Origin of the sequence: Streptomyces sp. NRRL S-31, from assembly GCF_000718775.1 — a bacterium.
GTDB lineage: Bacteria > Actinomycetota > Actinomycetes > Streptomycetales > Streptomycetaceae > Streptomyces.
Genome location: NZ_JOCB01000076.1, coordinates 14,322 through 32,076, shown reverse-complemented (window position 1 = coordinate 32,076; position 17,755 = coordinate 14,322). Strand labels below are relative to the sequence as shown.

At 75.7% G+C, this 17,755-nt stretch carries 18 protein-coding genes; 5 read left to right on the top strand and 13 right to left on the bottom strand.

The features are described 5' to 3' along the window. The first annotated feature begins 60 nt into the window (after positions 1-60). Positions 61-966: a universal stress protein gene (locus tag IF37_RS0126775; protein WP_030747698.1), complete on the top strand. Its 906-nt coding sequence runs from the start codon at positions 61-63 to the stop codon at positions 964-966. A gap of 136 nt (positions 967-1,102) precedes the next feature. After that, complete coding sequence (locus IF37_RS0126770) at positions 1,103-1,981, top strand: universal stress protein (RefSeq protein ID WP_030747695.1); 879 nt, start codon at positions 1,103-1,105, stop codon at positions 1,979-1,981. A gap of 35 nt (positions 1,982-2,016) precedes the next feature. Here IF37_RS0126770 and IF37_RS0126765 read toward each other — a convergent pair whose 3' ends face one another. From IF37_RS0126765 to IF37_RS0126755, 3 genes are all read right to left on the bottom strand, one after another. Further along, on the bottom strand, positions 2,017-2,466 hold the full coding sequence (locus IF37_RS0126765) for a universal stress protein (RefSeq protein WP_030747686.1): 450 nt from the start codon (positions 2,464-2,466) through the stop codon (positions 2,017-2,019). Positions 2,467-2,621: 155 nt separating this feature from the next. Beyond that, positions 2,622-3,275: a CBS domain-containing protein gene (locus tag IF37_RS0126760; RefSeq protein ID WP_030747683.1), complete on the bottom strand. Its 654-nt coding sequence runs from the start codon at positions 3,273-3,275 to the stop codon at positions 2,622-2,624. A 16-nt stretch (positions 3,276-3,291) separates the two neighbouring features. Beyond that, positions 3,292-3,621, bottom strand: coding sequence for an STAS domain-containing protein (locus IF37_RS0126755; RefSeq protein WP_052845388.1), 330 nt, complete (start codon positions 3,619-3,621; stop codon positions 3,292-3,294). Between the two features lie 307 nt (positions 3,622-3,928). Here IF37_RS0126755 and IF37_RS0126750 point away from each other — a divergent pair, with 307 nt between their 5' ends. Then, a complete protein-coding gene (locus IF37_RS0126750) occupies positions 3,929-4,999 on the top strand; it encodes an alcohol dehydrogenase catalytic domain-containing protein (RefSeq protein WP_030747677.1) in 1,071 nt (356 codons plus the stop codon). A gap of 34 nt (positions 5,000-5,033) precedes the next feature. Further along, a complete protein-coding gene (locus tag IF37_RS0126745; protein ID WP_253915856.1) occupies positions 5,034-5,708 on the top strand; it encodes a pyridoxamine 5'-phosphate oxidase family protein in 675 nt (224 codons plus the stop codon). 141 nt (positions 5,709-5,849) lie between these two features. On the opposite strand, the gene IF37_RS0126740 is transcribed toward IF37_RS0126745, so the two are convergent. From IF37_RS0126740 to IF37_RS39730, 6 genes are all read right to left on the bottom strand, one after another. Further along, entirely contained in the window at positions 5,850-6,509 is a 660-nt protein-coding gene (locus tag IF37_RS0126740) for a CBS domain-containing protein (protein ID WP_030747673.1), read from the bottom strand. Positions 6,510-6,574: 65 nt separating this feature from the next. Further along, a complete protein-coding gene (locus tag IF37_RS0126735; protein ID WP_030747671.1) occupies positions 6,575-7,033 on the bottom strand; it encodes a Crp/Fnr family transcriptional regulator in 459 nt (152 codons plus the stop codon). Positions 7,034-7,162: 129 nt separating this feature from the next. Continuing rightward, positions 7,163-8,263 (bottom strand): sensor histidine kinase, encoded by a 1,101-nt coding sequence (locus tag IF37_RS0126730; RefSeq protein ID WP_030747668.1) that lies wholly within the window; start codon positions 8,261-8,263, stop codon positions 7,163-7,165. Further along, a complete protein-coding gene (locus IF37_RS0126725) occupies positions 8,260-8,913 on the bottom strand; it encodes a response regulator transcription factor (RefSeq protein WP_030747665.1) in 654 nt (217 codons plus the stop codon). The genes IF37_RS0126730 and IF37_RS0126725 overlap by 4 nt, the downstream gene beginning before the upstream one ends. A 284-nt stretch (positions 8,914-9,197) precedes the next feature. After that, entirely contained in the window at positions 9,198-9,857 is a 660-nt protein-coding gene (locus tag IF37_RS0126720) for a histidine phosphatase family protein (RefSeq protein ID WP_253915855.1), read from the bottom strand. 297 nt (positions 9,858-10,154) lie between these two features. Next, positions 10,155-11,189, bottom strand: coding sequence for a hypothetical protein (locus IF37_RS39730; RefSeq protein ID WP_158727392.1), 1,035 nt, complete (start codon positions 11,187-11,189; stop codon positions 10,155-10,157). Positions 11,190-11,498: 309 nt separating this feature from the next. On the opposite strand from IF37_RS39730, the gene IF37_RS0126705 reads away from it, so the two are divergent. Continuing rightward, positions 11,499-12,134 carry a hypothetical protein gene (locus tag IF37_RS0126705; RefSeq protein ID WP_030747659.1) on the top strand — a complete coding sequence of 212 codons (636 nt, stop codon included), beginning with the start codon at positions 11,499-11,501 and terminating at the stop codon, positions 12,132-12,134. A gap of 433 nt (positions 12,135-12,567) precedes the next feature. Here the strand turns inward: IF37_RS0126705 and IF37_RS0126700 are convergent, their stop codons facing one another. From IF37_RS0126700 to IF37_RS0126685, 4 genes are all read right to left on the bottom strand, one after another. After that, positions 12,568-13,803 carry a lanthionine synthetase LanC family protein gene (locus IF37_RS0126700; protein ID WP_030747656.1) on the bottom strand — a complete coding sequence of 412 codons (1,236 nt, stop codon included), beginning with the start codon at positions 13,801-13,803 and terminating at the stop codon, positions 12,568-12,570. A gap of 62 nt (positions 13,804-13,865) precedes the next feature. After that, positions 13,866-14,018, bottom strand: a complete 153-nt coding sequence (locus tag IF37_RS44595; protein ID WP_158727391.1) for a hypothetical protein — start codon at positions 14,016-14,018, stop codon at positions 13,866-13,868. Between the two features lie 17 nt (positions 14,019-14,035). Beyond that, positions 14,036-16,678, bottom strand: a complete 2,643-nt coding sequence (locus IF37_RS0126690; protein ID WP_052845383.1) for a lantibiotic dehydratase — start codon at positions 16,676-16,678, stop codon at positions 14,036-14,038. Beyond that, entirely contained in the window at positions 16,675-17,724 is a 1,050-nt protein-coding gene (locus IF37_RS0126685; RefSeq protein ID WP_030747650.1) for a thiopeptide-type bacteriocin biosynthesis protein, read from the bottom strand. The genes IF37_RS0126690 and IF37_RS0126685 overlap by 4 nt, the downstream gene beginning before the upstream one ends. Positions 17,725-17,755 lie beyond the last annotated feature (31 nt).

The following is a 17,755-nucleotide window of genomic DNA, read 5'->3' as shown; positions in this document are numbered from 1 at the left end:
GCCGCCCGCCGGGGCCGGCCGGGAAGCTGGTGGTGATCCCGACACCAGGAGGTGGACACCATGTCCCGCAGCGTCACCGTGGGTCTCGACGGCTCCCCGGAGAGCAGGGCCGCCGCCGAGTGGGCGGCCCGTGAGGCGCGGTCCCGCGGGCTGGCCCTGCGGCTGGTGCACGTGTGGGAGCCGGTGCCGGTCCCCCTCGCCCAGGCCCCGCTGCCGGTCGTGGAACCGCGCCCGGACCCGGCCGGGGGCGTCCCCGGCGAGATGGCCGAGGGCCTGCGGCTGCGCCACCCCGGGCTGGAGGTCGCCGTGGAGCAGCCTGAGGGCGACCCCGGCGAGGTGCTCACCGCGGCGGCCGGCGAGAGCGCGCTGACGGTACTGGGCTCCCGCGGGCTGAGCGGTGTCGCCGGTTTCCTGGTCGGCTCCGTCGGGCTGGCGGTCGCCGCCCACGCCGAGCGGCCCGTGGTGCTCGTCCGGGCCGGGGAACAGGCCGCCGACGAGCACGAGACGGATGCCACCGGCATCCCGTCCGCCGCGACGGCCTACCGTCCCGTCGTCCTCGGGGTGGACGTCACCGCCCCGGACGACACGCTGTTCGCCTTCGCCTTCGAGGAGGCCGCCCACCGCGGGACCGCCGTACGGGCCGTGCACGCCTACGCCCTGCCGCCGTACTACGTCTACGGGCTCGCCTACGACCCGTCCATCGGCGACCGGTTCGCGAAGCAGGAGCAGGCCGCGCTGGCCGAGTCGCTGCTCCCCTGGCGGCGGACGTACCCCGGCGTCGAGGTCGTCGAGGAGTGCGGGGCGGGCAGCGCGGCGGAGCGGCTGATCGACGCCGCACGCGAGGCGTCCCTGGTCGTCGTCGGCCGCCGGCGGCGCCCCGCACCGTTCGGGGCGCGCATCGGGCCGGTGGCGCATGCCGTCCTGCATCACGCCACGGCGCCCGTCGCCGTCGTCCCGCACGACTGAACGGAACAGAGGACACAGAAGACGCAGGACGCAGGACAGGGGGCACGGGTCCGTTCGTGTCCGCCGTCCGGGCGTGTCACGGTGGCAGGGAAGCCCAGCGCCGCCCGCGGGCGGCCCCGTGAAAGGCGGTGCACCGATGACGGCACTACCCCTGGTCGTGGGCGTGGACGGGTCGGAGCCCAGCCTCACGGCCGTCGACTGGGCGGTGGACGAGGCGGCCCGCCGCGGTCTGCCGCTCCGGCTGGTGTACGCCTCCCTCTGGGAGCGTTACGAAGGGGCCTTTCCGGCGGGCAGTCCCGAGATCCCCGCCGAGCAGACGATGGCCGAGGACATCGTCGCCTCGGCGGCGCGACGGGCCCACCTGCGCGGTCCGGACGTCAGGACGACCACCGACGTCCTTCCGCGGGAGGCGGTGGACGCCCTCCTCCATGAGGGCGACGAAGCCTTCGCGGTGGTGACCGGCGTACGCGGCCGGGGCGGGATCAAGGGGATGCTGCTCGGTTCGGTCGGGCTGACCGTGGCCGCCCGGGCCCGCTGCCCGGTCGTCGTCGTCCGCGGGGACCCGGCCGGTGTGGCCGGCACCCACGGGCGCGTCCTGCTCGGTGCCGGAGAACCCGCCACCGGCACCGACGCCGTGCGGTTCGCCTTCGAGGAGGCGCGGGCACGCGGCTGCGTCCTGGACGTCGCCCGGGCCTGGCATCGCCCCGCCCACGTGTACGCCGGCCGGGCCCTGCTCGCCGGGGACGCCACGCACCACCCCGAGGAGGAGGCGGCCGCCCTGCTCGACACGCTGTTGCGCGACGCGACCGCCGCCCATCCGGGGGTACGGGTGCGTCCCACGACACCGGAGGGCCCGGCCCGCAAGGTCCTCCTGCACCTCACGGCCGCCGCCGACCTCGTCGTCGTCGGATCCCCCCGCCGCCGGAACGGCCCCTTCGGGCTCCAGCTCGGCCGGGTGGCCCACACGCTGCTGCACCACGCCCACTGCCCGGTGGCCGTCGTCCCGCGACGGTGACCCTCCCCGAAGGGAAGGGGACCGGCGAACCGGGATCAGCGCACCTGGCTGTCGTGCCGGACCACGACGACCGGGCAGGCCGCGTGCTGGGCGCAACGCTGGCTCACGGACCCCAGGATCACCCGGGCGAAGCCGCCCCGCCCACGGCGGCCCACGACGAGGAGTTCCGCCCCCTCCGAGGCGGCGATCAACACCTCCGACGGGTCGCCCTCCACCAGGTACTCCCGGAACCCGACGGGCCGCTCGTCCGGGAAGACGGCGCGCAGTTCCGTCGAGAACCGCTCCCTCGCCTGCTCCAGGTCGAACTCGGGATCGATCGCGGGCCCGGCCCAGCCGGTCGCCGACGGCGTGTCCCAGGCGTACACGGCCTCCACGAACGCGCCGACGAGATCCGCGTACCGCGTCGCCCAGCGCAGCGCCGCGTGCGACGACGGGGAGCCGTCGACACCCACGACCACGCGGGTCTTCGGTTCAGGGGATTGCATGGACCACCTCACCGCCACTCGTTGCCGTACTGTCCACGCTGCCCGGGCCGACGCCACTGTGCCAGCCGGGGAGCCATCGGCGTATGGCGGTAAGTGCGTACGGCGGCTCGTGCGTACGGCGGCTCGTGTGTACGGCGGGTCAGGAGTGCGGCGCGTCAGGCGCGCGGTCGGACGGGTGCGAGATCGAACGCCACGTCGACCACGCCCTCCACGGCCCGCACCAGTCGCGCGGCCACGGGGACCAGCGCGGTGTCGCGGAGCCGGCCGGTGAGCGTCACGACCCCGTCACTCACCTCCACCCGGAGGATCGAGGCCGGTGGCGGCAGGAGGGTCGAGACGACATCGCGCCGGACCTCCTCGGCGATGTCCTCGTCGGCGCGGAGGAACACCTTGAGCAGGTCCGAGCGGCTGACGATGCCCGCCAGCCGCCCGTGCCCGTCGACCACGGGCAGCCGCTTGACGCCGGCCCGGGCCATGATGCGCGCGGCCTGGGCCAGGGTGGCGTCGGCGGGCACGGTGATCGCGGGAGCGGACATCAGGTCCTCCGCGGTGAGAGCGCCCGCCGTGGCCGGGGCGGCGGGCTCGCGGCGGGCGCGGCCGTCCGGCTGATCGTCCCGGAGCGCCTCCGTGGGCAGCAGGTCGGCCTCGGAGACCACGCCGACCACCCGGTCCTCGCCCTCCGTGACGGGCAGCGCACTGACCTGCCACTCCTGCATCAGCCGCACGATCTCCTTGAACGGGGCCCGCCGGCCCACGGCGGCGACCGTCTGGGTCATGGCATCGCCGACGATGTAGGTGCTGCCGTACATGGTGCCTCCGTGACGACTAGGGGAGCCGGGGCTGCACCTCGAAGACCTCCGAGAGCCCGGTGACGCGCAGCAGCCGCCGGAACCGGGTGCTCTCGGTGACCAGCCGCAGCCGGCCCTGCCGGGCGAGGGCCCGGTTGCGCACCCGGCACAGGATGCCGAGCCCGGCGCAGTCGATGAACGTGACCGGCCGCAGGTCGAGCACCAGATCGGGCCTCGGGGCGGCGGTGAGCGTGTCCAGCCGTTCCGCCAGCGCCATCGCGGCCAGCAGATCGATCTCCCCGCGCAGGGCCACGACGGTCGCGCCGTCCCCCGAGCGGTCGGCGGGCACCAGGGTCGCCCGCGACATGCGGTCGGCGGGGACCAGGGGCGCCCGCGTCTGGTTCTCGGACATGGAACGAGCGAAGCGGATGCCGCGCACGGACGGTAGGGCCGATCGGCCCACCGGACGAGGCCGCACGGACCCGGGGACGCGACCGCGCCGCCGGTGGGCGCCGAGCGGCTCGCAGGCAGGACCGGACGGCCCAAGCGCGATGGCGTCCGGCCGTGCAGGCTGAACATGCGGGGCACCTCCGGCACCCCGCCGGACTCCGGCCACGCCCCCGTCGTGAACGCCGGAACCGCGTCCCGTGACACCGAAGGGGGTGCGCACCGCCATGAAGGGCCTTGTCTTCCACGGTCCCGGGCGGGCGTCCTGGCAGGACGTCCCCGACCCGGCCGTCAAGGACCCCGACGACGTGATCGTGCGGGTCGGCACCGTGACCGTCTGCGGGACCGACCTGCACATCCTCAGCGGAGACGTGCCCGAGGTCGGCCCCGGCACCGTCCTCGGCCATGAAGCCGTCGGGGAGGTCGTCGAAGCCGGCAGCGACGTCCGCACCGTACGCCCCGGTGACCGGGTGCTGATCTCCTGCATCACCTCCTGCGGCCGGTGCCGCTTCTGCCGGGAGCGCCGGTACGGCCAGTGCCGGGGCGGCGGGGGCTGGATCCTCGGCCGGCTGATCGACGGCACCCAGGCCGAGTACGTCCGCGTGCCGCACGCCGACCTGTCCGCGCATCCGCTGCCCGCCGCGCTGAGCGGCGAGGACGCCGTCCTGTTCGCGGACATCTTCCCGACCGCCTACGAGGTGGGCGTGCTGAACGGGCGGGTACGGCCCGGGGACACCGTCGCCGTCGTCGGCGCCGGCCCCGTCGGCCTGGCCGTGGTGGCCACGGCCCGCCTGCTCTCGCCCGAGCGGATCATCGCCGTCGATCTGGCCCCGGCCCGGCTGGAGGCGGCCCGCCGGCTCGGCGCCGACGCGGTGGCCGACGGGCGCGAGACCCCGGACGCACTGGTCGCCGACCTGACCGACGGACTCGGCGCGGACGTCGTCGTGGAGGCGGTCGGCGCTCCCGAGAGCTTCGAACTGTGCACCAGGATCGTCCGCCCCGGCGGGCACGTGGCCAACATCGGCGTGCACGGCGGGCCCGCCGTACTGCACCTCGAGGAACTGTGGAGCAAGGACGTCACCATCACCACGGGGCTGGTGGACACCTGCTCCACCCCGGCCCTGCTGCGCATGGCGGCCGCCGGCCGGCTGCCGTCCGGTCAACTCGTCACGCACACCTTCCCGTTGGAACGCATGGAGGAGGCGTACGAGGTGTTCGCCAAGGCCGCCGAGACCGGCGCGCTCAAGGTGGTGCTCGGTGGCGGGCAGCACGCGGAAGTGGCCGTTCCGGCGGCCTGACCTGACGAGAGAGGCGTGAGTGACCATGCCGGACATGAGAGAACAGACGAGGGCCGACACGGTGGCCAGGGCGCCGGCGGGCGATCTGGGCCGCCGGCTCGCGGCCCGGCGGACGGAACTCGGCCTGACCTGGCAGGAGACGGCCTCCCGCGCCGGGATGGCGGCCACCTACGTCAGGTACCTGGAGGAGCAGCCCCATCCCATGCCGGGCACCGGCGCGCTGACGCGGCTGGCCGACGCGCTGGAGACCAGCGTCGCCGAACTCACCGGCGGCACCCTCGACCTGCCACCCGGCATCGGACGGGCCGGGCGCGCACCGGAGTTCACCCGGCTGCGCCCCGACGAGTGCCGCGCTCTGCTGGGGACGCACGGGGTGGGGCGGCTCGCGGTGCCGACGGCCTCCGGGCCGGTGATCCTGCCCGTCAACTACACGGTCCTGGACGGCGCGATCGTCTTCCGGACCGCGCACGGTGCCCTTCCGTCCCTGGCGGCCGGCCACCAGGTGGCCTTCGAGGTCGACCGCATCGACGAGGCGTTCAGCCAGGGCTGGAGCGTGCTGGTCCGCGGCCCCGCGCACGCCGTCGTCGACCGGCAGGAACGCCGCCGGCTCACCGAACGGGCGTACAGCACGCCCTGGGCGGGGGGCTCCCGGACCGCGTGGGTGCGCATCGACCCGTTCACCATCACCGGGCGCCGGATCGCCGTGTGAGCCGGTCGGTGCGACCCGGCACGGCCCGTCGCGACCCGGTGCGGCTCGGTACGGCGGGGCGGACTTCCGGGCCGCCGTCGCCGGCACCCCCGGCTGGTCCTCCCGCGGCTGGTCCTCCCGCTGGTCCCGCGACCGCTCCGGCTAGTCGACGTCGGCCGTGGTGACGCGGCAGTCCACGCCCACCACGCCTTCGACGCCCCCCGCGAGCCGGAGAGCGAGCGGAATGCGGTCGGCGTCCCCGGCCCGGACGCGGCCGGTCAGCGTCGCGACGCCGTCGGTGACCATGATGTGCACGGGCTCGACGGGGTCCGGGAACAGGGGGTCGATCACGACGCGGCGGATCTCGTCCGCGAGGTCGTTGTCCGGGCGCAGGAACACCTTGAGCAGGTCGCCACGGCTGACGACACCTTCGAGCAGGCCCTCGGCGTTCACCACGGGAAGCCGTTTGACGTGGCGCAGCGCCATGGCGCGTGCCGCCTCGGCGAGCGTGGCGTCGGCGTGCACGGTGACGGCCGGGGTGCTCATCAGCTCCTCCGCGCACACGGCCCCCGCCTTCGCCAGGTCGGGCAGCCGCCGCAGCTGGGTGAGCCGGTCCGGATCGTCGTCCCGGAACTCCTCCTTGGGCAGCAGGTCGGCCTCGGACACCACCCCGACCACCCGGCCGTCGCCCTCCAGTACGGGGAGCGCGCTGACCTTCCACCGGTCCATGCGCTCGACGATGTCCTTGAACAGGGTCCTGCGGTCCACCGCGACGACCGCGCGGGTCATCACGTCGCTCACCCGGTGGGGGGTGCCGTCCATGCCGTCCTCCTTGCGTGTCCGTCCCGGGTGCCGGTCCGGTGTGCCGGCCCCGTGCGTCCGTCCGATCAGGCCAGGCTGCCGCTGCCGTACGGGGCGTAGAGGTCGAGCAGTCTGATGCGGGAGGCGTGCAGCCGCTGGGCGACCACCCGGCCGACCCAGACCGCGATCGCGCGGCCGAACACCGGGTCCTCGGCGCACATGGCCCTGACCGCCGCGGCGTCCAGCTCCCAGGCCCGCACCGGGGTCATCGCCTCGGCGCCCAGGTGCCAGAGGTAGGGCGGGTAGTGCCAGGACCAGCCGACCAGTTCGGCATGCCCGAGCGACTGGACGACGGCGGGACGCCGGCCGGGCACGTGCAGGTCGAGGGCGACCGTGCCCGTGCGGATGATCCAGAAGCGGTCGGCGCGCCGGCCTTCCTCGAACAGGCGGGTCCCGGAGTCGAAGGACACCTCACGGGCGACCCGCATCAGCCGTTCACGGTGTTCGACGGGGAGTGCCGCGTTCATGGTGGTGGCGGAGGTCATCGCACCGGCTCCCTTCGAGGCGTCTGCTCCCAGCCTGTGCCTTGCCCGGATACGGCACCACGGGCCACTCGTCCCGCCCGCCGGGCCCTTCGGCCCCTGGGGCAGCGACCCCGGCCCCGCGGCGGCCGGTCATCTCCGGTCCGCCGCCGGAAGCACCACGCAGACCTCGTAGCCGCCGTCCCCGGTCGGACCCGCGGTCAGCGTGCCGCCGAGGAGTTCGGCGCGTTGGCGCAGGCCGATCAGACCGTGGTGCGCGCCGGGCAGGGGCAGGGGCGGCTGGGTCGGTGCCGTGTTGGTGACCCTGACGCGCACCGAGCCGTCGGTGTGGCTCAGATCGATGTGCGCGGTCGCGCCCGGGGCGTGCTTGCGCGTGTTGGTCAGCGCCTCCTGGACCGTGCGGTAGACCGCCCTCTGGACGGCGGGCGGCAGCCCTTCGGGCAGGTCCGTCCTCAACTCGGTCTCGATGCCGCAGCCTTCGGCCAGCCTCCGGATGTCGGTGAGGGCGGGCTGCGGGGTCAGCTCCGTCAGCTGGCCGCCGGAGGCACGCAGGACACCGACCATGTGACGCAGTTCGTCCAGAGTCTGCACGCTCAGCCGCCGGATCGTCGCCGCGGCCTCCTTGGCCTCCGCGTCGCGCGTGCCGACCTGGAGCGCGCCGGCCCGAACGGCGATCAGACTGACCTGGTGGGAGACGACGTCGTGCATCTCCCGTGCGAGCTGGGCGCGTTCCTTGGCGAGCGCGGCCTGGGCGGTCAGCAGTTGCTGGTGGTCGCGGGCCTCCGAGATCTCGTCCAGCCGCAGCGACAGGTCCCGGCGGGTCTCCACGAGCTGCCCGAGGAAGACGGCGGCGGCCGCCGTGGCGGCGCTGTACCCGAGCGCGATCAGGGTCGTGCTGCGGGTCAGGTCGATCCGCGGCGTCGGCAGGGACGTGGTGTCGCTGATCGCGAACGCCAGCGAGCACAGCGCCAGCACGGTCCGGGGGCGGCTGAGCGAGGCGAGCGTGTACAGCGCGACCAGGCAGGCGAAGACCGCGTCGGAGAGCAGGACGGCGGGGAGGGTGACGAGGAAGGTGAGCAGCGGCAGCCGCCGGCGCAGCAGCAGGGCGAGGGCCGCGCCCAGCCCGCAGGCCATCCGCAGCGGTTCGGCGATGTCCCAGTGCGCCCCCACGTCGAGGAGGGCCAGTGCCACCGCACCGCCGTCCAGGAGCAGGGGGGACGGGCGGCGGGTCATCCCGTGTCCCGGGTGAGCAGCCCGGCCCGCTGGGCGAGGAGGGCGGCCTGGACCCGGCCGCCGACCTCCAGCTTGGTCAGGATCGCGCTGACGTGGTCCTTGACCGTGCCGGTGCCCAGGTGCATCCGGGTCGCGATCTCGGTGTTCGACAGGCCCTCGGCGACCAGGACGAGCACCTCACGCTCACGCTCGGTCAGCCGCTCGAGCGCCTTCGGCGGGCGCTCCTGCGGCCCCGCGCTCAGATAGCCGTCCACCAGTGTGCGGGTGACCTTCGGCGACAGGACCGTGCCGCCCCGGGCCAGGCTCTCCACCGCGGGGGGCAGCGCCTCCGGATCGGTGTCCTTGAGGAGGAAACCGGCCGCGCCCGAGCGCAGTGCCGTCTCGACGTACTCGTCCATGTCGAACGTGGTCAGCATCGCCACCACCGGGGGCTCCGGCAGGCGGCGGATCTCGCTCAGCACGGTCAGGCCGTCCACGTCCGGCATGCGGATGTCCAGCAGAACGACGTCGGGCCGGGTCTCGCGTACCGTGCGGACGGCCTGACCGCCGGAGACCGCGCCCACGACCTCGATCCCGTCGGCGGCGTCCAGGATGCGCTGGAAGCCCGTGCGGATCAGGGCTTCGTCGTCGACCACCAGTACCCGGATCACCTGCGCTCCAGCCTCTACGGGAGTACGGGAGTACTGTCCGATTCGTACCACGTCGGGCGCGTCCGCGCCGCTGGGCGCCCAGCGGCGCGGTCACCGCGCGCGGCCGTGCGGCCGGATCGAGGCGGATGGTGCGGGGCGGAGAGTGTGAGCAGGACCGTTCCGGGGCGGGCGCCGGTCTCGGGGCGACGGGTTCGAGACCGGCGGCGGGGGAGGGGTGCTCCGGTGGTCGCGGGGTCCGGTCCGGTCGCCGGCGCGGTGGAACCGGTGCGGAGGGGGCGCCGAGGTCAGGGCCGGCCGGCGAGGCACAGGGGCTGCCGGGTGGCCGGCATGGCGAGGACCGCGACGGGCGGGCTGTCGTCGGCCCGTGCCGGTCGCCGCTCGGCCACCGGCTGTCCCAGCCGGGCGTTCCAGAGACCGTCGCGCAGCGTCAGCGTCACCGTGGACAGGGCGGGCACCCGGAGGTGCCAGAAGGAACGGACGGGTACGGACAACACGTGCACCAGCGCGGCCCGGATGACGGCGGCCTCGGTGATCGTGAGCACGCTCCCCGCGTCGGCGGGCAGTTCCTTCAGCCAGGACTCCGTACGCCGGCACAGCCGTCCGACGGATTCGCCGCCGTGGGGTACGGCGTCGGGATCGGTCAGCCAGGTGGAGAAGCCGTGCGGGTCCTCGGCCGCGATGTCCTCGGGCGGGCGGCCGTCCCACACGCCGTAGTCCAGGTCGCGCAGGACGTTCTCGGGCGTGGCGTCGACCGCGAGAGCCTCCGCGATCCGCGCGCAGTGGGCCGAGGGCGCCCGCAGGGCCCGTGAGTACGGCGGCAGGGCCGCCTTGGCCGCCGCCAGCTCGCGCCGGCCGCGCTCGCCCGGGGAACCGTTCCCGAAGAGCCCGTCCTGGCTGCCTGGCGCGGCGGTCGCACAGAGCATCGTCAGTCGCACGGTCACCATCCGACCTCCTTCTCAGTGGCGCTCCGGAGCCGGGACAGGTGCCTCGGGCGGATGCCGCCGGAGGGACCCGGTCCGCGCCGCCCCCGTGCCATGGCCATCTGGGCCGGGCCGGGTATGGCGGCGGAGCGCCCCGTTCCCGCGTGCTGTCCGTGTTCAGCGGCGGCCGTGGAGGGCCGCCGCTGTCGTGGACGGGCTGGCTGGAACGGAGAGGTTTCCCATTGGTCACCACACTTCAGCAGCGGTGCCGCCGCGACCATCCGGCAGGTGGCCGGACCACCCCCGCCGGATGGCGGGACCTCACCCGCGGACCGGCGGGGATCCGGCCGCCACCGGTGCGTGGCTGTCGCGGGCCGTGTGCTGCTGCCCGGCGCCGGGTTCCCGTCCCCGGGCCGGATCACACGGCCCCGGTCGGGTGCGGACGGACGTCTCGGGGGAGCGGGCGGCGGGGACCGGGCCGTGCCGGGGACGCACGCCAACCGGCGGTGCGCTCGTCACCGACCGCCGTCCCGCACGCGAGGGCGAGGCCGGCGAGGACGGTGCGGGCGCCGGGGTGGTCGGCCCCAGCAAGCGCACCCAGTCCTCGAGCAGCCCGGCGAACGCGGTCGCGGCCGAGGCGGGGTCCCCCGCCCTCTCCGTCCAGGATGCCAGGGGGAACCGGATGGTGAGGGTGTGGACGTGGTCGGCGCCCAGCACCCGCAGGTAGTCGACGAGCAGGCCGGCGAAGGCGTCGGCCGCCCCGGCCGCATCCCCGCCGAGGCCCTGGAGCCGGGCCGGGTAGGAGCGGGTGTGCGGGGTCTCCGGATGGTCCTCGTCCAGCACGCGCAGTTCGTCCCGGCGCAGGTCGCCGAAGCCGGCGGCGGCCCCGGCCGCGTCCCCCGCCTCCCCGAGCCAGTAGGCGAGGCAGTGCCGGGTGTTGAGGGCGTGGGGGTGGTCCTCGCCCAGTGCTCGCGCGCAGTCGTGGCGCAGGCCGGCGAAGGCGGCGGCCGCCCCGACGGAGTCTCCCAGCGCGCCGAGCCAGTAGGCGAGGCAGGGCCGTGCACTGAGGATGTCGGGGTGGTCCGCGGCCAGCACCCGGTGGTAGTCGGCGAGCAACTCGGTCACCGCGGACGCGGCACCCGCGGTGTCCCCCGCCTCCCCCTGCCACCGCGAGGCGTGGTGGCAGGGGGCGGCGAGGGTGTCCGGCTGGTCGGGGCCGAGCCGGGCGGTGGTGGCCTCGACGAGCCGCCGGAAGTGGCCGAGCGCGGTGGCGCCCCGGCCGCTCTCGCCGAAACTCGTCCCGGCCCGGTGGAGCACGCCGTAGAGCGCTCGGCCGGTACAGGGCGTCTTCGGCACAGACGGTGAGCGCCGTCGTGGGGGAGCGCAAGGTCTGCGCGAACGTGGCGTCGCGTTCGATGTCCGGCCGGACGGCGAGGAGCGCGTCGGCGGCGGCGCGGGCGGTCCGGTCGCGCCCGCCGGGGGTGAGGGTGCCGCGCACGGGGGTGAGGGTGCCGCGCACGGGGGTGCTGGACGAGCCGCTCACGCCCACATCTTGTCGTACGCGTGCGCCCGTGCGGAGGCGTGCGCGGACGCCCCCGACTCGCGGGTGCCGAATCCGGCACTGACCATGGAGGGACGGGACCTGCGAACCCCAGGGAAGGCAACATGTCCGTGACCCGACTCGGAGGCTCCGGACGGGGCCGCCGCCGGACCGTCGGGGGAAGCGCACTCGGCGCTCTCCTCCTGACCGGCACTCTCGTGGCCTGTGGCGGCGGCAGCGGCCAGGGCGCCTCCCCGGCCCCGGCCGGCACCACCAGCCCGCCGAACGCCTCCTCCTTCTCCGGCACGCCGCCGTCGGCCCTGGCGTCCTCCGCCTCCGCCGCGATCAGCTCCGCCCGGTCGTCCGCCTCCGCCGCGGCGTCGTCCGCGTCGGCCCGCGCCTCCGAGTTCGAAGCGTCGGTGGAGGCCGAGACGCAGCGCCGGAGCGGGGCGGCGGAGAAGGAGCTGAAGAACGTCCAAGGGCGGGGCAACGCCCTCTCCGAGGTCGCCATGACGGGCCTGCCGAGGGCGGAGACCGGCGGAGTGCTCGCCGTCCTCGTCACCATCACCAACAAGACCGACCGCGAAGCCTCCTACGCCGTGCGGATCGACTTCAAGGACTCCGCCGGCAAGGTGGTCGAGACGCGGTACGTCGGCGCGGAACGCCTCAAGCCCGGCAAGAAGGAACAGCCCATCGCGTTCAGCCACCGGCCGCCGGAACCCAGGCTGACACCGGTCCTGGCACAGGCCCAGCGCTACTGAGGGCCGGCCCGGGGCCCGGGCGCAGCGCCGCGCGAAGCAAGCCGCTGCCGGTGACCCGCGGCCAACGATCGTGCGAGGGATGCAGAGACCGCTGCCCGTCAGCTCCCGGCCGGGCCGACGCGAGTCAACCGTCCACCTGTCGCACCTGGCCCGGCCGGTCGAAGTAGAACCCCGCGCGTGTGCGAGTGTGGGAGCCCTCGCACAAGCATCTGTTCGGTTCGCCTTCGACGAGGGCGCTGCCGTTCATGATCCGTTTGCCGTCGAATCGGTCCGGTCCACAAAGCGACGCTGACGGAGGGCTCGTCCGCGTCCGGGATGCATCCGCGTACGCGGTACGGCCGGGCCAGGACCGCTGTGGTGTAGGGCCACAGGACGCATGAAGTCGAAATTCGTCGACGGGGAGGACGGGAGCGCGGCGCCGTCCGGCCGGCGGTCAGCGCAACCCCAGGCAGGGCAGCCAGCCGCGGGGCGCTCCGTGGGCGGCGGTGAGCAGCGCGGCCAGGGTCCCCGGCAGTCCGTTCAGCAGGTCGGCGGGTCCGTCGGCGGGCGGGGGAGCGGCGAGCCGGGCCGTCAGGTGGCGGACGAGCCGGTTCTTGAGTGCGCCGGCGGCGGGCAGTCGCGCGTGGCGGTCGAAGGCGTCGGCGACGGCCAGTACGCCCGCCGCGCCGTGGCACAGTCCGAGGCGGTCGCCGGGGGTGTCGCCGTAGAGGTGGAAGGTCTCGTCGTAGTGCCCGGCGAGCGTGGTGAACGCGGCGGCGGCCCAGTCGGCGGCGGCGGTGTCCCCGAGGGCGTCGGCGGCGTCCCACAGCGCCCAGGCGACGCCCGGGGTGCCGTAGCACCACGCCTGGCGGGGGTGGGCCGTGCGGGAGGGCGGGCCCGCGGGCCCGGCGCCGGGCCAGGTGCGGATGGACCGCTCGTCGTCGTACGCCTGGCGGACCAGCCAGCGGGTGGCCCGGTCGAGCGCCGCGGCGAGGTCGCCGGTGAGGTCCGCGTCCGGTCCGGCGCGGCGCAGTGCCGCGGTGAGCGCGGTGACGAGTCCGGCGACGCCGTGCCCCATACCGGTGTTGACGAGGCCGTGCACCCAGCCCAGCTGCGGGTGGTGCGCGTACTGTCCCGTGCGCAGCCGCCCGAGGTCCGCCTCGTCGCACAGGAGCACCAGGTGCGCGACGAGCGGAGGCGGCGGCTGGTCCGGGGCGGCCGGTTCGGCTGGTTCCGTCGGTTCCGTCGGTTCCGTCGGTTCCGCCGGTTCGGTCGTGCACAGGGCGAGCAGTGTGCCGGCCGGGCCGGAGATCAAGTCATAGTCCGGGAAGGCCACTTCGCGGGTGCGGTACCGGGCCGGGCGCGAGGCGAGGTGCGCGCCGAGCCGGTCCGCCGCCCGCCGCAGCCCCGGTTGGCAGCGGGCACCCAGCCGCAGGCCGACGAACGTACCGGCCAGGCCCCCGTCGTACAGGGCGGGGTGGGACGGTCCGCGACCGGCCGTGCGCGACCACGCGGCCACGGCGGCGGGCGCCGCCCGCTCGTCCGCGACCAGGGACGCCAGGACGGGGATACCGGGATCGCAGGGGTGTCCTCCCGCGCCGGGCGCGGCGGTCCACTCCCGCAGGTACCGGACGGCGACGCCGAGGACGTCGTCCGCCCGGGCGGCCGGTGCCGCCGTGTCGTGCGCCATCGTCCTCCTCCCGTCCCGCGCGGCGGAGCCGCCCGCCCGGGCGGGCGGCTCCTGTGGGTGGATCAACAGACGACCACCGTGCCGCACACGAGGATCGTGCACAGGCCGCTGCATCCCTGCGTGTACGCGGAGACCGTCGGCAGGTCCTCGGCGGTGATCCGCTCCTCGAGGTCGCCGATCAAGGTGTCGAGTTCGGTGAGTTCGTTGCCGGGCATGGGACTTCCCCTTTCACTCATCGGGTGTTGGCCGCCCCGGCGGACCGCCTGGCCGGCGGGCCGGGGACGTCGTGCCGGCCACTTCCGACCAGGGCGTCGGCGGCGGCCGCGGCGAGCCGGCCGGCGCATCGGTCGTGGGGGAGCCGGAGCAGCAGTTGGGCGGCGACGGCCGCGCCGCCGTGCAGCGGGTCGCGCAGCAGCAGGTCCTCGGGTGCCGGCAGCATCTCCTCCGCCAGCAGCGCGGTGCCCGCCTGCCGGGCGCACAGCCGCTCGAGGAGGTGGACGGCCGTCAGCGAGGCGAAGTCCACGGGCACCGGTTTCGCGCCGGGGGCGGTGCGGACGAAGGCGTGCCGGGGCAGGCCGGTGCTCCGGCGCAGCAGGGCCAGGGCGCGGACCTTGGCGAGCAGGTCGTCGTCCGGCAGCCACGGCAGGCCGCGGTCGATCCGCCAGGTGGCGGGGGCGAGGACCAGATCGCCGCCCGCGGTCAGCCGCGGCAGCACGGCCCGGCCGGGCAGGGCCCCGTCCAGCGCGTCCAGGCGCACCAGATAGGCGGCGGCCGGATGGCTCGCGGCGAGCAGCAGGCGGACGAGGGTGTCGTACGGCGGCGCGGGGGACCGGGTGGCGTGGTAGACGGGGATGACGCGTCGGCCGTTCGCCTCGGCGATGATCCGGCCGTCGCCGAGGCGCAGGCTGATGCGGTCCAGCGGGAGGTAGCGCGCGGTGCCGTCGGACCGTCCGTAGTACGGCGTGGGGTCCGGGTCGCCGGTCCACCAGCGGGTGGTGACGGGACGGCGCACGGCGTTGGCGGACCGCTCGGTGAGCGGCGGCACCAGCAGGTCGACGAAGCGGACACCGGTGCGCTCCTCGACGGCGGCGAGGAAGGCGCGGTAGGCGTCGCCGTTGCCGTGGCCGCCGTGCAGGGCGCGCAGCCCGTCGGAGAACCGGGCGTCGAGCACCCCGGCGGCCGAGGCGGTCTCCAGGACGGCCACCGGGCCCCCGCCGTCGGACGGGGCGAGCGGGCGCAGCAGGCAGTCGACCGGCCAGGGCGGCAGCGCGTCGGCGCCCTGCGGCGCGCCCAGTGTGTCCAGCAGCGCGTCGTCGAGGTCGACGCACGTCGCGCCGGAGCGGGCGGCGGCGTCCAGGTGGGCGAGCAGCCGGGCGTAACCGCCGGCCGGGTCGCGGGCGGGGGCCCATCCCGCGTAGCGCCGGGGGGCGGGCGGCGGGTCGTCGGCGCTCAGCCGGTCGGCGAGGACGTCACCGATGGGGCGCGCCTGTTCGGTGAGTTCGGGGAACCAGGACCGTTGCTCGGGAGGGTCCGCCGGGGTGTCGGCTTCCCGGAGGGCGGCGACCCGGGCCGCGATCCGCAGCCCGTGCTGCACACGGGCGACGGCCGCCGCGGGCACGGCGGCGCCGGCTCCGAGACGGCGGTGGGAGTCGAGGAACCAGGCGCCGGGCCCGCCGCCCGCCGGCGCCTGCGGCAGGACGCCGGTGCCGGTGACCGCGTCGGCCGGGACCCAGCCGGTGCGGTGGTACCGGGGCGCCCGGCAGACCTGGAGGACACCCAGGGTGTGCAGGTGCTGGAGGAAGCCGCGCAGCACGTACGCGGTCAGCGGCGGTTCGGTCACGGACGGCAGGGCCCGGTCCAGTTCGCCGAGCGGCCGGGGCCCGTCGGCGAGCAGGGCCAGCACGTCTTCCAGCACGCGGGTGCGGCGCAGTACGACCTGCCGGAGCCGGCCGGGTTCGTGCGGGTCGACGACGTAGCAGCGGACCTGGCCGGGGAGGTTCCCGGGCGCGGTGGCGGGTGGTTCGGCGAAGTGCAGGGGCGTCGGCACCAGCAGGGTCTCCGGGCCGGCGGTGCACAGGTCGGGCGGTGCGGTGCGGGCCCTGACGAGGTGCACGTTCTCCACGGCGACGGCGGCGAGGGCCCCGAGGGAGGTGCCGGGCGCGAGCAGGGGCAGGTTCCCTTCGGGCCCCCGGGTCACCGGGAGCACGGCGATCTGGCCCGCCCAGCCGCGCGGTGTGGTCTTCACCGCGGCCCGGCCCAGGACGCGCCACAGATAGGCGGCGCGCTTGCGCAACCGCCGGCCCGACCAGGACTGGCCCGCGGCGAGCCGCTGTTCGACGTCGTCGGTGAGTCCGGGAGCGGCGTCGTCCAGGAACGCGCGCAGCACCGGACTGGAACACGCCGTACGCCAGACCTGCTCGGCGACCCGCTGCTGTTCGTCCGCGACCGCCTGCCGCAGCCCGGTCAGCGCCGCCTGAGCTGCCTCGGCCTCGCGCCACAGCGCGCGGGCCGCCGCACCGAGACCGGCGGACACGGCGGGGGAGCGCTCCAGCAGCAGGCAGTCCGCCGCCCGGGGGGCCGTACCGGAGTGCAGCCGGCGCCTGAGGGCGAGCACAGCACCCCGGTCGGCCGGGGCCAGCAGCGGGTGCGGCACGACCTCGGCGCCCAGCCTGTCGGCCAACGCCCTGGCCGCCACGGCGAGTCGCTCGGCGGTGTCGGCGTGCCGGGCCGCGCCGTCGAACAGCTGCGGGGCGCCGCCCGCCGTCCATGCCGCGCCGGGCATCCCGCCCAGCCGCAGCAGCGCCAGCGCCCCGAGCGGCGCGTCGGGACCGTCCGCCGCCCCGGACGCCTGTGCCGGTACCCGGTCCGTGCTCACCGCTCCCCCTCGTGGCCGTCGGCGGCGAGCGCCTCGGTGAGCAGGCACTGGCGGGCCGTGGGGAGCGCACCCCGGTTCCAGTGGAAGATCACGTGATGGGCGGCGGCCCGGCGCGGGCCGACCGTGGCCTCGCCGGAGGCGAAGTAGTGGGCGCGCCATCGCTCCGCGGCCCGCCCCACCGCCGTCATGTGCCCGCCCACCACGTCCCGCCAGGGTTCGGGCAGTGCCGCGAGCCGGGCGTCGAGGCTCTGGTTCCAGTAGCCGCGGATGCCGGCGGCGGCCCGGCGCAGATCCGGGTCGCCCAGACCTCCCGGCAGCCGGCGACCGGTCTCCTCCCGCACGGTCTGCCAGACCCCGCGATGCTCCCAGCCGACGATGTCCAGGCCGTCGAACACGGCGCGCAGCAGCGCCAGGGACACCCGCCAGCCGACCGGCGCCGGAGCCCCGGCCACCGCGGTGTGGACGTCCAGCCAGGCCCGGGAGTCGGCGGTGAACAGCGCGTGCGCGAAGGGCATGGAGCGGGGACCGCCGAAGAGGTACGTCTCCGGCTCGTACACCCCGGCCACCGGACGCGTCCGGGCGTCCTCCTCCTGTCCCGGCGCCAGCCGCCGCAGCAGCGCGGCGCGCAGTTCCGGCGCCCGGCCCGGCTCCGCCGCGCGGAACCGCACGCGCAGCCCCGGGGGTTTGTGCATGAAGAAGAAGTCGCGGGCCTGCCCGGAGCCGAGCAGCTCGTCGGCGGCCGTGGCGAGCCGACGGTACGGCGACCGGACCGGGCCGGACGGCGCACCGGCCGGGTCGAGCCGTACGTCGTGCCGCGTGCCGTGCCGTACGTCGTGCCGCGTGTCGAGCCGTGTGTCGAGCCGCACGTTGAGCTGCACCCACCCGGCGTCGGGCCGGTGGTCGCGCAGGGCCTGGAGACCGGCCGTCAGGAACGTCCGGCGGGCCGCCGGGTAACCGGCGTCCTCCGCCGCGAGGGGAACGGTCCCCAGCGCCTCGGCGCGTGCGTCGTCCAGACAGTCGGCCAGCAAACGCTCGACCCGCACCATGCGGCCTCCTCACAGGGAAGGGAAAACCATC

What these genes read in the sequence shown, in the direction of transcription:
- IF37_RS0126775 (WP_030747698.1), top strand. Translation starts at nt 61, where the DNA reads ATGTCCCGCAGCGTCACCGTGGGTCTCGACGGCTCCCCGGAGAGCAGG.
- IF37_RS0126750 (WP_030747677.1), top strand. Translation starts at nt 3,929, where the DNA reads ATGAAGGGCCTTGTCTTCCACGGTCCCGGGCGGGCGTCCTGGCAGGAC.
- IF37_RS0126735 (WP_030747671.1), bottom strand. Translation starts at nt 7,033, where the DNA reads ATGACCTCCGCCACCACCATGAACGCGGCACTCCCCGTCGAACACCGT.
- IF37_RS0126745 (WP_253915856.1), top strand. Translation starts at nt 5,034, where the DNA reads ATGAGAGAACAGACGAGGGCCGACACGGTGGCCAGGGCGCCGGCGGGC.
- IF37_RS0126700 (WP_030747656.1), bottom strand. Translation starts at nt 13,803, where the DNA reads ATGGCGCACGACACGGCGGCACCGGCCGCCCGGGCGGACGACGTCCTC.
- IF37_RS0126755 (WP_052845388.1), bottom strand. Translation starts at nt 3,621, where the DNA reads ATGTCGCGGGCGACCCTGGTGCCCGCCGACCGCTCGGGGGACGGCGCG.
- IF37_RS0126720 (WP_253915855.1), bottom strand. Translation starts at nt 9,857, where the DNA reads ATGGTGACCGTGCGACTGACGATGCTCTGTGCGACCGCCGCGCCAGGC.
- IF37_RS44595 (WP_158727391.1), bottom strand. Translation starts at nt 14,018, where the DNA reads ATGCCCGGCAACGAACTCACCGAACTCGACACCTTGATCGGCGACCTC.
- IF37_RS0126760 (WP_030747683.1), bottom strand. Translation starts at nt 3,275, where the DNA reads ATGTACGGCAGCACCTACATCGTCGGCGATGCCATGACCCAGACGGTC.
- IF37_RS0126685 (WP_030747650.1), bottom strand. Translation starts at nt 17,724, where the DNA reads ATGGTGCGGGTCGAGCGTTTGCTGGCCGACTGTCTGGACGACGCACGC.
- IF37_RS0126740 (WP_030747673.1), bottom strand. Translation starts at nt 6,509, where the DNA reads ATGGACGGCACCCCCCACCGGGTGAGCGACGTGATGACCCGCGCGGTC.
- IF37_RS0126765 (WP_030747686.1), bottom strand. Translation starts at nt 2,466, where the DNA reads ATGCAATCCCCTGAACCGAAGACCCGCGTGGTCGTGGGTGTCGACGGC.
- IF37_RS0126770 (WP_030747695.1), top strand. Translation starts at nt 1,103, where the DNA reads ATGACGGCACTACCCCTGGTCGTGGGCGTGGACGGGTCGGAGCCCAGC.
- IF37_RS0126705 (WP_030747659.1), top strand. Translation starts at nt 11,499, where the DNA reads ATGTCCGTGACCCGACTCGGAGGCTCCGGACGGGGCCGCCGCCGGACC.
- IF37_RS0126730 (WP_030747668.1), bottom strand. Translation starts at nt 8,263, where the DNA reads ATGACCCGCCGCCCGTCCCCCCTGCTCCTGGACGGCGGTGCGGTGGCA.